The 15,334-nt window shown below is 40.4% G+C and carries 16 protein-coding genes and 1 pseudogene; 8 read left to right on the top strand and 9 right to left on the bottom strand.

Annotated elements, in window-relative coordinates; translation table 11 throughout:
- Positions 1 to 80: 80 nt before the first annotated feature.
- The 3 genes from moaA to N0M92_RS00175 form a co-directional block, all read right to left on the bottom strand.
- Positions 81 to 1,094 carry a GTP 3',8-cyclase MoaA gene (gene moaA, locus N0M92_RS00185; protein WP_260283981.1) on the bottom strand — a complete coding sequence of 338 codons (1,014 nt, stop codon included), beginning with the start codon at positions 1,092 to 1,094 and terminating at the stop codon, positions 81 to 83.
- A gap of 107 nt (positions 1,095 to 1,201) precedes the next feature.
- The gene (locus N0M92_RS00180) at positions 1,202 to 1,510 is read right to left on the bottom strand and encodes a metal-sulfur cluster assembly factor (RefSeq protein ID WP_192203688.1); all 309 of its coding nucleotides are present in this window, start codon (positions 1,508 to 1,510) and stop codon (positions 1,202 to 1,204) included.
- Between the two features lie 116 nt (positions 1,511 to 1,626).
- Positions 1,627 to 2,415, bottom strand: coding sequence for a prolyl oligopeptidase family serine peptidase (locus N0M92_RS00175; RefSeq protein ID WP_260283980.1), 789 nt, complete (start codon positions 2,413 to 2,415; stop codon positions 1,627 to 1,629).
- Positions 2,416 to 2,644: 229 nt separating this feature from the next.
- On the opposite strand from N0M92_RS00175, the gene N0M92_RS00170 reads away from it, so the two are divergent.
- The 3 genes from N0M92_RS00170 to N0M92_RS00160 all read left to right on the top strand — a co-directional run bounded on the left by N0M92_RS00170 (position 2,645) and on the right by N0M92_RS00160 (position 3,972).
- Positions 2,645 to 3,460: a Cof-type HAD-IIB family hydrolase gene (locus tag N0M92_RS00170; protein ID WP_260283979.1), complete on the top strand. Its 816-nt coding sequence runs from the start codon at positions 2,645 to 2,647 to the stop codon at positions 3,458 to 3,460.
- A gap of 111 nt (positions 3,461 to 3,571) precedes the next feature.
- Positions 3,572 to 3,724, top strand: a complete 153-nt coding sequence (locus N0M92_RS00165; protein WP_164468789.1) for a hypothetical protein — start codon at positions 3,572 to 3,574, stop codon at positions 3,722 to 3,724.
- Complete coding sequence (locus N0M92_RS00160; RefSeq protein WP_260283978.1) at positions 3,724 to 3,972, top strand: DUF3813 domain-containing protein; 249 nt, start codon at positions 3,724 to 3,726, stop codon at positions 3,970 to 3,972. The genes N0M92_RS00165 and N0M92_RS00160 overlap by 1 nt, the downstream gene beginning before the upstream one ends.
- A 41-nt stretch (positions 3,973 to 4,013) precedes the next feature.
- On the opposite strand, the pseudogene N0M92_RS00155 reads toward N0M92_RS00160, so the two are convergent.
- Positions 4,014 to 4,262 (bottom strand): annotated as a pseudogene (locus tag N0M92_RS00155) (KGG domain-containing protein); the annotation flags it as partial.
- A gap of 136 nt (positions 4,263 to 4,398) precedes the next feature.
- Complete coding sequence (locus N0M92_RS00150) at positions 4,399 to 5,241, bottom strand: YitT family protein (protein ID WP_192203684.1); 843 nt, start codon at positions 5,239 to 5,241, stop codon at positions 4,399 to 4,401.
- Positions 5,242 to 5,398: 157 nt separating this feature from the next.
- Between N0M92_RS00150 and N0M92_RS00145 the strand changes: the two genes are divergently transcribed.
- The 5 genes from N0M92_RS00145 to N0M92_RS00125 all read left to right on the top strand — a co-directional run bounded on the left by N0M92_RS00145 (position 5,399) and on the right by N0M92_RS00125 (position 9,066).
- A complete protein-coding gene (locus tag N0M92_RS00145) occupies positions 5,399 to 6,265 on the top strand; it encodes a DegV family protein (protein WP_260283977.1) in 867 nt (288 codons plus the stop codon).
- Between the two features lie 68 nt (positions 6,266 to 6,333).
- Positions 6,334 to 6,465, top strand: a complete 132-nt coding sequence (locus N0M92_RS00140) for a DUF3941 domain-containing protein (RefSeq protein ID WP_192203682.1) — start codon at positions 6,334 to 6,336, stop codon at positions 6,463 to 6,465.
- Between the two features lie 103 nt (positions 6,466 to 6,568).
- On the top strand, positions 6,569 to 7,060 hold the full coding sequence (locus tag N0M92_RS00135; RefSeq protein ID WP_063232211.1) for a YajQ family cyclic di-GMP-binding protein: 492 nt from the start codon (positions 6,569 to 6,571) through the stop codon (positions 7,058 to 7,060).
- A gap of 231 nt (positions 7,061 to 7,291) precedes the next feature.
- On the top strand, positions 7,292 to 8,167 hold the full coding sequence (locus N0M92_RS00130; protein WP_260283976.1) for an SDR family oxidoreductase: 876 nt from the start codon (positions 7,292 to 7,294) through the stop codon (positions 8,165 to 8,167).
- A gap of 110 nt (positions 8,168 to 8,277) precedes the next feature.
- Positions 8,278 to 9,066 carry an MBL fold metallo-hydrolase gene (locus N0M92_RS00125; protein WP_260283975.1) on the top strand — a complete coding sequence of 263 codons (789 nt, stop codon included), beginning with the start codon at positions 8,278 to 8,280 and terminating at the stop codon, positions 9,064 to 9,066.
- Between the two features lie 38 nt (positions 9,067 to 9,104).
- On the opposite strand, the gene N0M92_RS00120 is transcribed toward N0M92_RS00125, so the two are convergent.
- The 4 genes from N0M92_RS00120 to N0M92_RS00105 all read right to left on the bottom strand — a co-directional run bounded on the left by N0M92_RS00120 (position 9,105) and on the right by N0M92_RS00105 (position 15,162).
- The gene (locus tag N0M92_RS00120; RefSeq protein ID WP_260283974.1) at positions 9,105 to 10,148 is read right to left on the bottom strand and encodes a LacI family DNA-binding transcriptional regulator; all 1,044 of its coding nucleotides are present in this window, start codon (positions 10,146 to 10,148) and stop codon (positions 9,105 to 9,107) included.
- A gap of 340 nt (positions 10,149 to 10,488) precedes the next feature.
- Positions 10,489 to 12,138: a glycoside hydrolase family 13 protein gene (locus tag N0M92_RS00115; RefSeq protein WP_260283973.1), complete on the bottom strand. Its 1,650-nt coding sequence runs from the start codon at positions 12,136 to 12,138 to the stop codon at positions 10,489 to 10,491.
- Between the two features lie 79 nt (positions 12,139 to 12,217).
- Positions 12,218 to 13,753 (bottom strand): alpha-amylase family glycosyl hydrolase, encoded by a 1,536-nt coding sequence (locus N0M92_RS00110; RefSeq protein WP_260283972.1) that lies wholly within the window; start codon positions 13,751 to 13,753, stop codon positions 12,218 to 12,220.
- Positions 13,754 to 13,902: 149 nt separating this feature from the next.
- Positions 13,903 to 15,162 carry an extracellular solute-binding protein gene (locus tag N0M92_RS00105; RefSeq protein ID WP_260283971.1) on the bottom strand — a complete coding sequence of 420 codons (1,260 nt, stop codon included), beginning with the start codon at positions 15,160 to 15,162 and terminating at the stop codon, positions 13,903 to 13,905.
- Positions 15,163 to 15,334: the final 172 nt, after the last annotated feature.

The raw sequence follows: 15,334 nt of genomic DNA, 5'->3' as shown, positions 1-15,334 counted from the left end.
TCCTAATTAACTATATAAAAAATGAAGGGATGGCGTAATTGCCATCCCTTCATTTTTTATTCAGAAGGAGTATTTGTATATTACCCGCCAATGAATGACATTTCGATTTTTTCCTGTTTCTTGGCCGTTCCCGCTGTCCGCTCATCCGAATAGCGGTCGTCTCTAAGATTCCAAAGCGAAATGATGAACCCGGTCAATTCCTCATCTGTCATGCCGGAACGGAGCAATGACTTCAAGTCATGTCCCTTTCCATTAAACAGGCATGTATATAAACTTCCATTAGCAGAGAGACGTGCACGTGTACAACTTGAACAAAAAGACTCGGATACCGAGGTTATGAAGCCCACTTCTGCAGCAGTGCCCTTATAACGGTAGCGTTTTGCCACCTCTCCAAAATAATCTTCTTCAACCGGTTCTAAATCAAATTCGGTTTGGAGCATTTCAAGCAGTTCTTTTTTCGTAATGACATTCTTCAACTGCCAGCCATTTGTATGTCCGACATCCATGAATTCTATATAGCGTAATTGAATGCCCTCTTCTTTACAAAATCGGGCCATCGGCAGGATTTGAGATTCATTGGTTTCTTTTTTCACTACCATATTCACTTTAACGCCAAGCCCAGCTTCTTTGGCAGCTGCGATGCCTTCAATAACAGGCTTTATGCCGATATTCCTGCCGTTCATCTTCTTGAAAAGTTCATCATCAAGGCTGTCTAAGCTGACATTCACCCTCTGCAAACCAGCTTCCCTCAAATTCACGGCATGTTTTTTCAAGAAGACACCATTCGTAGTCAGTCCAATATCTTCAATACCTTCAATTTTCACGAGATTTGAAATCAGAGTGGTGAGATCTCTCCGGAGTAATGGTTCCCCGCCTGTCAACCTTAGTTTTTTTACCCCTAAGCTTGCGAATATTTTAGAAAGCCTTACAATTTCCTCATAAGCTAAAAGCTCACTTTTAGGCAGGAACTGAAAATTCTCATGAAAAATTTCAGCAGGCATGCAATACTGGCAGCGAAAGTTACAGCGATCTATGACTGAAATCCTTAAATCCCTTAGTGGCCTGTCCAATGAATCTTTAATTTGACTGTTCAATTAACCACTCCTAGCCGAAAGTATTAGAAAAAACCAGACCATAAAAAGTGACTCAATTGAATGGGTTCACTGTTTTTTGACTGGCTTTTCATTTCTATATAGAGTTATTATTTGATGCCTAATGCAATTTTAGCATACCTGGACATTTTGTCTTTCGTCCATGGCGGACTCCAGACAATCTTCACATCCGTTTCCTTTACCTCTGGGATATCTTCCAGAACCAATTTGACCTGATCGACGATCGTGCCAGCTAGCGGACAGCCCATGGCAGTCAATGTCATCGTCACGGTAGTCAGACCTTCCTCATCCATATCCACATCATATACCAAGCCTAAATTAACGATATCTATGCCAAGCTCAGGGTCAATGACCTGTTCCAAAGCTCCAAATATAATGTCTTTTGTATCTTGATCCACTTCGATCACTCCTTTTATGGAAAATCTTTTCGTTTTATAGTCGGTTTCATCATTATGTCCATTTTAGACTATATTTTATGTCCATATTAGAATCATAACAGATTTTGAGTGAGTACTTAAGCATTTTGCACAGTTGACAGTAAATGTTTTGCAAACCAGTCTGCAGTCATAAGTACGCCTTCCCTACTCACTTTATGTCCAGCCTTAGAATCAAGGATGAAATCAATTTTTTCATCTGCCTCATTATACCCTGCTTTGACAGCTTCATAAAAACGATATGCATGTTGATAAGGCACAACCGGATCTTTGGCACCATGCCAAAAAAGAAGCGGACGGTTTGAAAGCTTATCCTGATTCAGACTCAAATCAAATGGCTTGAGCTGTTCAATCACATTGGAAACTTCCTCATCAGTAGCTGGGAAGTTAACTTTCCTTTTCTTAATCTCCGTCATTTGGAGCTCTGCATACGCGACATATGATGGGTTTCCCATTAAACTGACTCCGGCGGATATCCACTCATAGGCAGCCAGGGCCCCATTAGTCACTATTCCCCCCATAGAGGTACCAGCTACGCCAATTCTGTCAGGATCAATTAATTTTCGGGATAATAAATCATCCTTCAACAAAGATAAATCCTGGATTGTCTGTAATACCATTTCCCAAAAACGGGGCATCATTTGGGAATCACTCAAACCAGCTCCCCTTTCCCCATGATAGATCACATCGGGAAGAAGCACACGAAAACCCTTTTCTGCCAATAAATAAGCATAGTGAAGATTGTGTTCTTTTGCACTTTGGAAACCATGTATAAAAATAATAACCGGCAATTCCTGATTGAAAGTGGTTCCTTCACTTATGTGCAATACAGGAATATGTCCAATTAGTTCTTTTTCAATTATTATCAAGTTAACCCCTCCGAATAATTTATTCCGGTCTTTTCAATACCATTATCAAAATGGCATTGGCATTCATCATTCCACTTCTTAAACCTGAGCTTCGCTTTAATCATCATGATCTTGGATATAGTAATATCATACAGGAATGCATAAAGAATGAAAAAGATTTACATTTACTTTAAAATAGGCTTAACAATATTTGCATATAATGAAATCAAAAAGAACAGAAGGTGTGTACATGGCTGAAAAACATTTAATCGTATTGGATCTTGATGGTACTTTACTTACAGATAACAAAACCATTTCTTCAAGGACTAAAAAAACACTCTTAAAACTAAAAGAAGACGGACACGAAGTTATGATCGCTACCGGGCGTCCTTTTCGCTCAAGTGAACTTTATTACCGGGAATTGGGGTTGACTACACCCATCGTTAATTTCAATGGCGCTTTCGTCCATCACCCATTACATACAAGCTGGGGGGTATATCACTCTCCATTGGATATAAGTGTTGCCAAAGATATTGTTGAAGCGTGTGATCAGTTTAAATATCACAACATCATCGCAGAAGTCCGGGATGATGTTTATGTTCATTATCATGATGAAAAGTTGATGAACATGTTCAATGTAGGAAATCCAACCATGAAGACAGGTGACTTGCGCGATTACCTTCAGGATTCCCCAACTTCGATGCTCATTCACACAGATAGTGAATTCGTTGGGCAAATTCGCCAGCATTTATCCGATGTCCATGCAGAATTGGTCGATCACCGCCGCTGGGCAGAGCCTTTTCATATCATCGAAATAATAAAAAGCGGGTTAAGTAAAGCCGTAGGTTTAAAACGTGTATCCAACTATCTGGAAATTCCTCAAAACAGGATAATCGCTTTCGGTGATGAAGATAATGATTTGGAAATGCTTGATTATGCGGGAACCGGGGTGGCCATGGGAAATGCGATTTCACCTGTAAAAACGGTAGCGAATACGACTACATTGACGAATGAAGAAGATGGTATAGCGGTCTTCCTCGAAGAAAAATTCAACATAAAATCCTAATTCCTAATACGTCATTTTTTACCTTCATAATATCTCTCTTTCAAGCCAAACTAATATGGACAACAGCTTCCATTCCGTTGTCGACAACGCTCAGAATCGGAGGAGATAAGAATGGGTAAAAGCAGTAAATCTAAACGATTTGTACAGCAAGGCAAAGAAAGTGTTGCCAGGCATGCCGAAAAAATCCCTTATCACACTACGTTTGAAGAGGCTGAAAAAGACAGGTTAAGAATTATGTCAGAACAAAGCTATGGTGGCTTCTAATGGGAAACAATTTATTCCAGAAGGCAAGGGAATTTGTTGAAGAAGCTCTCCACTCTGAGCATGACGGTGACCAGCATAAGACAGAGGAAATCGCTAAAAATGCTCTCCACTCTGAGCATGACGGTGACCAGCACAAGACAGAGGAAATCGCTAAAAACGCTCTTTCATCAGCCTTTGCCAATACGAGCGAGGCCGAAAAAGCACAACTGCGAGAACTTCAGGAAGAGCTGGAAAACCACTCTAAATAACGTGAAAGCCTCCAGGGTTCCTGGAGGCTTTTGCTTTGTTAATTGTTATTTCGTGCTTTACCGCCTTTTTCACCAATTTCTTTATAAAAGTGTTTACCATGGGAATCAGCGGTGGCTTCTCCGCCCTTTTGTCCAATTTCTTGATAGAATTCCTTCTCATGATTATCCGACGTGGCTTCTCCACCCTTTTGCCCAATTTCCCGGTAAAAATCCTTGTCGTGATTTTTAGAAGTGGCTTCCCCGCCTTTACGACCTGCTTCCTGTCTGCTCATTTTTTCGTCGTTAGCCATTTTTATCACTCCTTCATAAGATTTTAAATTGGCGCTACAATATAAGATTTAGCCGTTTGATACAGGCATTAAACTTAAAGCGCCTAAATATTCCCTTTTGTAATAGAAGTGTAATGGCCTTAATTTTTTGTTCATATCATTCCCTGCGGAAAGTTCCAACAATGCCTGAAGTTTCTATGATGTTTGTGAAAGCGTGTGGATCCACTTCCTTAATGATCTTTTCAAGGTCATACAATTCATACCTTGTAATGACAATCAATAACATTTCCTTAGTTTCGTTGGTGAACGCCCCTTTTGCAGGAACTCTTGTGATCCCGCGAACTAACTTAGCATGGATTGCCTGTTTAAGTTCTTCGCTTTTCTTTGTAATGATCATGGCAGTAAGCTTTTCATGTCGTGTATGAATCGCGTCAACGACCCGGGTCGATGTGTAAAGGGTAACAAGTGTGTACAAAGCTTTTTCCGGTCCATAAACAGCACCTGCCGTTACAATGATCACGCCATTCAGCAGAAATAAATAAGTACCCACGGGTTTGTCTTTCTTCCGTGACAGGAGCATGGCGATAATATCCATTCCGCCAGTCGATGCACCGTATTTCAAGGTGATCCCTACACCTACTGCAGCTATTACGCCGCCAAATACCGCATTTAATAATATGTCAGGTGACCAGCGTGTAATCGGAATGATTTCCATAAAGAAGGACATCAAGACAACGCTGAGGAAACTATAAAAAGTGAAAGACTTTCCAACCTTTCGCCAAGCAATGATCGTTACTGGAATATTCAATAAAAACAATAGAATACCTGTCGATAAATTAAAAGGAGCAAAGGAACCAATCATCCTCGATAGAAGCTGGGCCACTCCTGTAAAGCCGCTTGCATATACGTTTGCCGGTATTAGAAAAAAGTTCATTGCGATGGCATTCAGTAATGCTCCGACCACAACTATGATAATTTTCTTCATTTCACCACTATACATCCTAAAAACCTCCATTTCACCCTTATTCTATTATCTTTTTACCCTTAATTATTTATTCTATTTACGTAGAGATTGAATTTTTACCGTTACGTGCTACACTAAATTGTAGAGTGTCCACTCATTTTCTAAAAATTGTAAAAAGGAAAGCAGGTGTATTATGGCTATCACAATTCTTGCAGATAGTGCATGTGATTTGCCGTTGTCTTTCTATAAGGAAAACAATGTTTCATTAATTCCTTTACAAGTCCATCTTGACGGGAAAAATTATGAAGATTTACTTACCATTAATTCTCACGAAGTCTATCAGGCGATGATTGAGGGAAAATCCCCGAAAACATCGCAAGCTTCCCCGGAATGCTTAATAGAACTTTTCACACAGTTTGCCAAAGAGAAAAAACAAGGGATATATATAGCCTTTTCCTCTGAGTTATCAGGAACATATCAAACGGCAGTGATGATTCTTAATCAGGTGAAGGAAGAGTACCCTGACCTTGACATTGAAATCGTCAATACGAAATGCGCTTCGATGGGCGTCGGATTAATTGTGAAGAAAGCAGCAGATCTAGCAGCAAACGGTGCCACTAAAGAAGAAATCCTAGCTGACATAGAATTCCAAACCCGGCATATGGAGCATCTATTCACTGTAGATAACCTTGATTATTTGGCCCGTGGCGGCCGCATCTCCAAAACATCTGCCCTTGTTGGCGGTTTATTAAACATTAAACCGTTATTGCATGTAGAAGATGGGAAGCTTGTTCCGCTGGAAAAGTTACGCGGCAAGAAGAAATTGATTAAACGTGTAATCGAATTAATGCACGAAAGAGGAAAAAATTTAAAAAACCAAACGATTGCCATCAGTCATGGTGATGATGAAGCGACGGCCATGGAATGGAAGGAAGCCATTCAAAATGAATTCGGGACAACCAATATCATGATCCATACAATCGGCTCCGTCATCGGTGCACATGCTGGTCCTGGTACAATTGCTCTCTTCTTCTTAAACGATACCCCTGAGAAATCATAAACATACATACTCCCTTCCATTATTGTGAACAATATATATTGATCAGATAATGGAAGGGAGTTTTCTCTATGTCAAAAACAACCGATGACAACAAAAGGCCAAAAGATAACCAGGCGAGAAATGCTGAAAAAAATGTCGCCTATCAGGAAAATCTTGTTGCGGGTAAGCACTCCTATTCGAAGAAAACAGACCATAAATGACGCGAGGGGCTTGTCCCCTCGCTTTTTTAATATGGTTTAGATAGTTGTCTTCCTATCACACTTTCTCTATAATAAAGGAAATAAAACCTGCTGGAGGTAAGTGATGGCAAAGGAAAATTCATTTGATATTGTTTCGAAAGTAGACTTTTCAGAAGTAACGAATGCAGTTACCATGGCTATGAAGGAAATACAAACACGCTATGATTTTAAAGGGAGTATAAGCAGCATCACCATTGAAAAAGAAGATCTTGTTTTAGTGTCCGACGATGAATATAAGCTTGAACAGCTGAAGGATGTTCTCATTAGTAAACTCATTAAACGTGACGTACCAGTCAAGAACCTGGACTATGGCAAATTAGAAGGAGCTTCTGGCGGAACCGTTCGCCAACGTGCTAAGTTGATTCAAGGCATCGATAAGGAACAAGCAAAAAAAATCAATACCATCATTAAAAACAGCGGTCTTAAAGTGAAAAGCCAAATCCAAGATGATCAAATCCGTGTAACAGGTAAGAACCGGGACGATTTGCAAGGAATCATTTCCGCAATCCGGGGCGCTGATCTGTCCATTGACGTACAATTCTTAAATTACCGCTAAGTATGAAGGCCTCACCTTTGGGTGGGTCTTTTTTTATTTGCATTGCCTCAATAGCCGGCTTCCCCCTTATTCTTCAAATGAATCTCCTTCATGTAACATGGAAAGACTAGTCATGTTCCCTTAGTTATATAAATAATTACTCATAATCATTTGGTCATTTTTTCCATGTTTTCTTTTTTCTAAAGAAGGAATAGAAAAAACATAGATAATTAAACAGGAGGCGTTTTAATCATGACTAACCAAAACCAAAATCAGAACAAACAAGGATTTCCACCTCAACATCAACAGCATCAACCTGGATTGGAAACAAAAATGGAACCGAACCCTGATTCTGTTAAAGCTGCCTATAAAGGAAGCGGCAAACTAAAAGGTAAAACGGCAATCATAACAGGAGGAGACAGCGGGATCGGTAAATCGGTTGCCATTTATTACGCCAAGGAAGGAGCGAATGTTACAGTTGCATACTTGGATGAACACGAGGATGCCAAAGCGACAAAAGAATTGATTGAAAAAGAAGGTCAGAAATGTTTACTCATTTCCGGAGATATCGGTGATGAAGCCTTCTGCCAGGATGTCGTCAAAAAAACGGTTGATGAATTTGGCGGTTTGGACATTTTAGTCAATAACGCCGGTGAACAGCATGTGCAAACAAGTATCCTTGACATTTCAGCTGAACAATTGGAAAAAACGTTCCGCACGAATATATTCTCGATGTTCCACTTAACTAAAGCTGCATTGAAGCATCTAAAAAAAGGAAGCAGCATCATAAATACAACCTCTATCACAGCCTATCAAGGCAACCCAAAACTAATCGATTACTCTTCAACAAAAGGTGCAATATTGGCATTTACAAGGGCCCTGTCGAACTCCATTTCAAAAGATGGCATCAGAGTGAACGGTGTTGCGCCAGGACCGATCTGGACGCCGCTGATTCCTGCCTCATTCGGGGAAGAGGATGTTGCCAAATTCGGCCAGAATACTCCAATGGGCCGTGCAGGGCAGCCAGAGGAATTAGCGCCAGCTTATGTATATTTGGCAAGTGAAGATTCATCCTATGTCAGCGGACAAGTCATCCACGTAAACGGCGGGAGCGTGGTAAACGGATAAGTTTTACCCTTTCAAAAGCAGTGGATATCACAAATCCACTGCTTTTATCTTTCAAGCAGGATATTTCCGGTTAATGCGGAATATATGAATGGGAAGGAGTGGATTCATTTTTGAAAAATATTGTAGATCCATGGTTCACCGTTCAGGAATTGGACTCAGAGACGTTTGCAATCAGTGAATATGGTCATTGGGAGAAGGTTCATTCCTTTTTATTACTTGGGGGGACCCGAGCTGCGTTAATCGACACAGGATTAGGCATATGTTCGATTAAGCGGATTACAGACCAGCTTACCGATCTTCCGATTATCGTCCTGACGACACACGTTCATGCGGATCATATTGGCAGTCATGGGGATTATGATACAATTTATGTTCATGGTGATGATGCCAACTGGCTGATCAACGGCATTGAAGGTTTGTCCTTGGAACAAATAAGAAAGAACATGGCCCGGGATATCACTGTCCCCATACCCGAATCATTCGATCCTTCTACATACAAGCCATACAAGGGGTCCCCTGATAGGCTCTTATCGGATGGGGACACGATTGATCTCGGGAACCGCAGTTTAGGCATTTATCACACACCTGGGCATTCACCTGGCCACATCTCAATTTTGGATAATGAAACAGGTTATTTATTTACTGGCGACCTGCTTTATTCAGATACTCCAGTTTATGCATTTTATCCCTCTACAAGCCCTGAAGACCTTGTGAATTCATTAGAAAAAATCGCAAAAATCAAGGCAGTATCCAAAATATATGGCGGACACAACCAACTCGGCCTCGAACCAGGGATCTTTGTGGAAGTCCTTGAAGCCATTCAATACCTTAAAGAGAATAATTTGGTTAGACACGGAACGGGTGTACATGCATTCAAAAGTTTCAGTGTACATTTCTAGGGAAAAAAGGCATTGCTTTTATGCAATGCCCTTTTCGTTCAATAAGTCATCGCCATTGCACCTTGCTTGATCGATCTGCAGGAATGCCTTTCCACGAAATGATGTGGAATGATGGTCCCAGCGGGAGCATCTCCAGTCTGCAGCATTTGAATGATGCCCTTAGCGGCCTGATATCCCAAATCAAAAATATTGATATCTATGGAAGTCAGGGCTGGTAATGACAGTTCAGAGAAAAGAACGTTATTGAAGCTGACGATTGAAATTTCTTCAGGAGTGCGCACGCCCATCTCGCGAAGTGAATGCACGATACCAAGTGCCATAATATCATCACTGACCACCAAAGCGGTTGGTGGTTCATCGATGGATAGTAACATTTTTGCAGCTGCTTGTCCCCCTTCATGCAAAAAATCTTCATGAAGGGTATATTCCCCCCTTCGATCGATTCCAGCCCTCTTCAATGCCCGTTCATATCCTGACAAACGATCAAGGGTCATCACAAGGGTTACGTCACCTCCGATGAATCCAATCCTCTCATGCCCTAGCTGTATGAGGTAATCCGTTGCCTGTTCGGCAGCCAAGACATTATCATTATCAACATATGTTATCTCCTCGAGAAAATCATAGGGTTTGCCAATGATCACAAATGGAAAAGCCCTTGCTCTCAAATAGGTCAGAATGTGATCGTTCATCCTTGAATACATCAGGATAATTCCATCAACCATCCCCCCCTGCACCATATTCACTACTCCTTCGTAGATTTCATCTTCTGTTTTTCCCGTACTTAGCAACAGGGAATAATGATTTTCCTGAGCTCCTTCACTTAGACCCTGAAGGATCGTCGGAAAAAACGGATTTTGATAATAATCATTTGACGAACTTGGCAATACCAAGCCAATGATCCTGGTCGATTGATTGGCAAGACTACGTGCAATGAAGTTTGGATGGTATCCTAATTTACTCATCGCCTTACGTACCCGTACCTTTGTTTTTTCACTTATCCGAGGATTGTTTGCAATCACTCGAGAAACTGTTGAAGGAGCAACATTCGCTAACTGTGCCACATCTTTTATTGTTATGGCCATGCATTTCCCCTCTCCCCTCTTAGCCTTTATTGACTTCATTTAACAAGGTGAATACCAATAAACACTTCTCTAATATTCGTTTTATATTTATACATTTTGTATGTATTCATAATACACTCAGTTCGATAGTTATATCCATACTTTTTTAAATGTTTGTTTAATTTTTCAGAAAATACTTACTTTTCCGTTTTCTTCGTTTCTGTTTTAAAATTCAAAAAGAAGCTGATGTATGATCAGCTTCTAAAAAAATGACATGTCTATTGAAGACCAAGAAGTCAGACGACTAACTACATAGGTTTTAAGCTGATTTCCAATCAAGACTATAGAAGTGATTTACCAATTAATAACGATAAATCCTCGTTTCATATGGACGTAAATCAATAAGGGACACATGAGGACAATCCTCATAATTAGCTAGCAAAAGTTCCATTTCCCCCCAGTAAGAGAGGTCGACTTGGTGGTGATTCATACTAAAATTACATACTACCATGACTGAATTATCATTCATATTTCTTGTATAAATATAAAGTTCAGGATGGTCTTCCCATAATAATTCATATTCGCCATAAACAAGGACCTGATGTTTTTTTCGAAGATCGATCATCTTTTTATAAAAATGATAAATGGATGAGGGGTCATTTTTCTGCTGTTCTACATTAATGGCTCGATAATTGGAATTAACCCTCATCCAAGGTGTTCCTTTCGTGAAACCGCCATTTTCGATATCATTCCATTGCATCGGTGTTCGTGAATTATCACGGCCGCTATGCCAGATAATGTTCATGATTTCATCATGCGGACGACCTTTGGAGGTCTCTATCCGGTAAAAATTTTTCATTCCTACATCATCATAATCATCAATCGAATCAAATTGGACATTCGTCATGCCAATTTCCTGGCCTTGATAAATAAAAGGTGTGCCTTGCATGAAAAAGTATAGAGCCCCAATCATTTTTGCGCTTTCCAACCAGTATTGATGATCATTTCCCCAGGTTGATACACTTCTTGGCTGGTCATGATTTTCAAAAAACAAAGCATTCCATCCTTTGTTTTTCAGCCCCTTTTGCCATTTGGTCAGTGTGCGCTTTAACCCCTGAACATCAACGTCGTGATTCTGACCCCTATTCCAAAGCCCAAGATGTTCAAATTGAAAGATCATATTGAATTTCCCATTCGTTTCCCCGACCCATTCTTCCGCCTGCTCAACCCTGACGCCATTGGCCTCACCAACCGTCATGATATCATACTTAGAAAAAGTCTCTTCTTTCAACTCCTGAAGGTAATCCAGAATCCCGTCCTGATTGGTGTGCATTTCAAACGCTGGTACGTACTGATGCCAATAAGGATTGTGCATATCCGGAAGGCCATCACGCTTATGAATATGCGTGATCGCATCAATCCGGAAGCCATCGATTCCCTTATCCAGCCACCAATTGACCATTTCATATAATGCCTTTCGTACATCAGTATTTTTCCAGTTTAAGTCTGGCTGCTTTTCCGCAAATAAATGTAAATAGTATTGATTGGTCCTTTCATCGAATTTCCAGGCACTTCCGGAAAAGATGCTTTCCCAATTATTTGGCTCACGACCGTCCTGCCCATCCCTCCATATATACCAATCCCGTTTCGGATTATCGCGGGACGAACGTGACTCTACGAACCAGGGGTGCTCATCACTTGTATGATTCAAAACAAGGTCGAGTATCACCTTCATCCCACGTCCATGAACATCTTTCAATAACAGATCAATATCTTCGATTGAACCGAATTCATCGGAAACTGCTTGATAATCACTAATATCATAGCCATTATCCGCATTGGGCGATTTATAAAACGGACAAATCCAAATAACATCAATCCCTAATTCCTGCAAATAGTCAAGCTTTGAAATCAGCCCCTTTATATCACCGACTCCGTCACCATTACTATCCATGAAACTGCGCGGGTATATTTGATAGCAGACCGCTTCTTTCCACCAGGTCTTATTCATGCTGTAACCTCCCGATCCTGTTTTCCACAAAGCCTTAGGGACAATGTTTGGCGGCTACCGACAATCGAGAGGTATATGATTATTTTGGTTGGTTCCGTTTTGAACGCTTAATAACCAATGCAATGAATATACCAAAAATAAGAAGAACCAATCCTATGACTAACAGGTAAGGAATATTAATAATCGATTTAGGTGACAGTGTGTAGACTTCGGTCGTCTCCCTGTCGATTACGATAGAGTAACTGTTGTCCTTACTGCGGACCAGATCCCCATTCAGCATACCTCTCAACTCTTTATTTCTTTCAAGTTCCTTATCAGTAAGGTTTATCATTTGAGTTTCAGTCGTATTGTTCATGGCGACGACAATCGTTTCATCACCATATACACGCTTGAATACCGAAGTTCCACCTTTTTCATATAAAAGCTCCATATCCCCCTTAACCAACGCTGGGTACATGTCTCTGAGCTCAGAAAGCTTTGTTATATATTCCACCAATTCCTGTTCGGTCTTAAAATTCATCAACTTGTGATTATCCGGGGCAATATCCCCATTTAAGGCAATTTCCGATCCATAAAATACGATTGGCACCCCTGGCATCGTATATAGATACGACAGCGCCATTCTCCATCTGGAACCTGGATTTTCGTTATGGTCGGCTGCATCCTTTGTAAAACGGGGCATTCCCTGTGTATCCATGAATAATGCCTGCTGGGCATTGCCCCCTAATTCATCTTCGCTTTTCTCAAACGCATTAAAAACAGGTTTCAATTCTTTATCGGGTGCAGCAAATGCTTCCCGTAGCTCAGCATTTTGTGGATAAGCCATAAAAGCATCGATACCCGTCTTCTTGTAGCTTGATATCAAATCGGCATCACCTTGTACATCGCCGATTGTATAGAAATTTGATTTTTCAGATTTGACTGCATCCACAAATTCCTTCCAAAAATCTTTTGCTACGTATTGGACTTTATTTATACGGTAACCATCAATATCAGTTTCCGTTATCCACCATTTGGCAGCATCAAGTAAGTATTTCCTTGTTTTCTCATTATCTTGATTCAAATCTGGAAGATCATCGACCCAGCCTGTTTCCAAATCCTTTTGGCTACTGTCCTGGGAAATCTTTTTTTCTTCATGGAACCAATCTTGTTTTTTGGGATCGGTCAGCCACGTGGAGTCAGGACCCACATTATTTGCTTGAAAATCAATGATCACTTTCATATTGCGTTTATGTGCCTCATTCACGAGTTTTTTAAACTCGTTCAATGTCCCATAATGTTTATCCGTCTTATAGAAATCTGCCACCCAATCGCCATGATAGCCATTTTTATCATTTGCGAAAATCGGTGAAAGGATGATAGCGGTATAACCCATATCTTTTAAATAATTCAGTTTCTTCGTGACACCTTCGAAATCCCCACCATTAAACGTGGAAGGGTCATTCACGTTCGCGTCACCGTTATTTTGAGTATTCCCATCGAAAAACCTGTCGATCAATAATGAATATACGATTTCATCCTTCCAAGTTCGTTGTTCTTTTTCAGCTGCTCCTACTGGAATGGCGTAAAAAAGAAGCAACGGAATTAAAGCGAGTGATAACACTCTTTTTCTCATATCCGCTCTCCTCCTAGCTATCTCTTTACGCCTTTAAGATTAGCCTTTTGACCCCTTAACGTCAAATCCAATTTATAAAAAACTTTACACTAAAGGGACAAATTGGGGATACTGGTTATACTCACCGAATCAGAAAAGTCAGAACACGATCAACGTTCCTTTTTTATCGTCTTAACCGCTTTATCCAAGGCCCTTTTCGGTTTTGCTTTTTGAGTGCTTATTTCATCCATGGCTGCATTCATCGGTCCCCATACCCTATTCATTTCCGGTATATTCGGCACTGGTTCAGCGTATTGTAATTGTATGCTTATGGCTTGTGCCCTTTCATTTTCATTGATCGCGGCATTGTGTTTGATTGATTTATTAGGAGGGATTTCCCCTGTTAAATCATAACGCTGCATTGCATTATCATCATTTGTCAAATATTCAACAAACTTAGTAGACCAATAAGGATGTTTTGTGAATGCTGTTACATGCCAGCCTTTGATTCCCATCAACGTTTTCATTGGCTGGCCATTTGACAATTCGGGCATGGGGGCAATTCCTGTATCCTTTCGCCCGGTAAATGAGTCACCATCACTCATGATAGAAGCCAAATTCCCTTGTACGAACAACTTCTCGTTCGCTGCCTTGTCGCCTTTAGGAATCAAACCCTCCCTATACCATTTTTGGATGTACGCAGCCCCTTTTATGGCACCCTTATTATTCAAACCAATGTCGGAAGGGTCCAGTTTTCCATTCTTATCTTTAAAAATATAACCTCCCATTCCAGCGATCACTCCATAAGAATCATGGAAGTCATTCCATTTGGCATAGAAACCATGCACGTTATCCTTTCTTAATTCCTTCGCCATTTTATAAAGGTCATTCATCGTCTCAGGAGCCTTAGCCATCAATTTTTTGTTATAAATGAATACGGATGTGTTTACCGATTTAGGCAATCCAAATACCTTATCTTGGTACATCTCACCACTAATTGAAGGTTCAATGAAGGCATTCAATACCTCATCTTTCACCTTCATTTCCTGAATTAAGCCTTCCTTCACGATTTGCCCGACTTTTTCATGAGAAAAAGTTACGACATCCGGGGCCTTTCCGTTTCCGATTGGCCCATCACTTCGAAGCCGCTCATGCATCTCGGTAGCTATTTCAAGCTCTTCATGCTCAACTTTGATTCCATATTCTTTTTCAAAAGCTTCAATAACCGGCATTAGGGCCTCTGCTTTACCTTTTTCCTCCCAAATGATCAATTTTTCCGGCTTCGCTTCATTGCTGGCTGCTTCGTCTTCTTTTTTCTTATTTTCTTTCACTACTTCATTTTCCAAATCTGAACTGGTACCACAAGCACTTACACTAACGATCAAAAACATGGACATGAACAAATGAAAAATCAGCTTCTTCACTTTCATTCTCCTTTTTAAAATGTTTATTCTATCATGTCCAAAAGCACCAAATAATACTGTTTTTCAGTTCATTCATTCAAAGAAAGCCACTTAATGAAAGCGATGCCAAAGCTATTGTTATCATTATATGAACGCCTTTGGTTTTTACAACATTTTCCTCGTTGTATTTATTTCCTTG

It is taken from the genome of Peribacillus aracenensis, from assembly GCF_025175645.1.
Lineage (GTDB): Bacteria > Bacillota > Bacilli > Bacillales > DSM-1321 > Peribacillus > Peribacillus aracenensis.
This window is presented reverse-complemented; position numbering and strand designations above follow the sequence as displayed.

Excerpts from the sequence above, each read along its gene's own strand:
- N0M92_RS00135 (WP_063232211.1), top strand. The coding sequence starts at position 6,569 with ATGGCAAAGGAAAATTCATTTGATATTGTTTCGAAAGTAGACTTTTCA.
- N0M92_RS00130 (WP_260283976.1), top strand. The coding sequence starts at position 7,292 with ATGACTAACCAAAACCAAAATCAGAACAAACAAGGATTTCCACCTCAA.
- N0M92_RS00120 (WP_260283974.1), bottom strand. The coding sequence starts at position 10,148 with ATGGCCATAACAATAAAAGATGTGGCACAGTTAGCGAATGTTGCTCCT.
- N0M92_RS00140 (WP_192203682.1), top strand. The coding sequence starts at position 6,334 with ATGTCAAAAACAACCGATGACAACAAAAGGCCAAAAGATAACCAGGCG.
- N0M92_RS00165 (WP_164468789.1), top strand. The coding sequence starts at position 3,572 with ATGGGTAAAAGCAGTAAATCTAAACGATTTGTACAGCAAGGCAAAGAA.
- N0M92_RS00160 (WP_260283978.1), top strand. The coding sequence starts at position 3,724 with ATGGGAAACAATTTATTCCAGAAGGCAAGGGAATTTGTTGAAGAAGCT.
- N0M92_RS00150 (WP_192203684.1), bottom strand. The coding sequence starts at position 5,241 with ATGTATAGTGGTGAAATGAAGAAAATTATCATAGTTGTGGTCGGAGCA.
- N0M92_RS00170 (WP_260283979.1), top strand. The coding sequence starts at position 2,645 with ATGGCTGAAAAACATTTAATCGTATTGGATCTTGATGGTACTTTACTT.
- N0M92_RS00105 (WP_260283971.1), bottom strand. The coding sequence starts at position 15,162 with ATGAAAGTGAAGAAGCTGATTTTTCATTTGTTCATGTCCATGTTTTTG.
- N0M92_RS00110 (WP_260283972.1), bottom strand. The coding sequence starts at position 13,753 with ATGAGAAAAAGAGTGTTATCACTCGCTTTAATTCCGTTGCTTCTTTTT.
- N0M92_RS00145 (WP_260283977.1), top strand. The coding sequence starts at position 5,399 with ATGGCTATCACAATTCTTGCAGATAGTGCATGTGATTTGCCGTTGTCT.
- N0M92_RS00115 (WP_260283973.1), bottom strand. The coding sequence starts at position 12,138 with ATGAATAAGACCTGGTGGAAAGAAGCGGTCTGCTATCAAATATACCCG.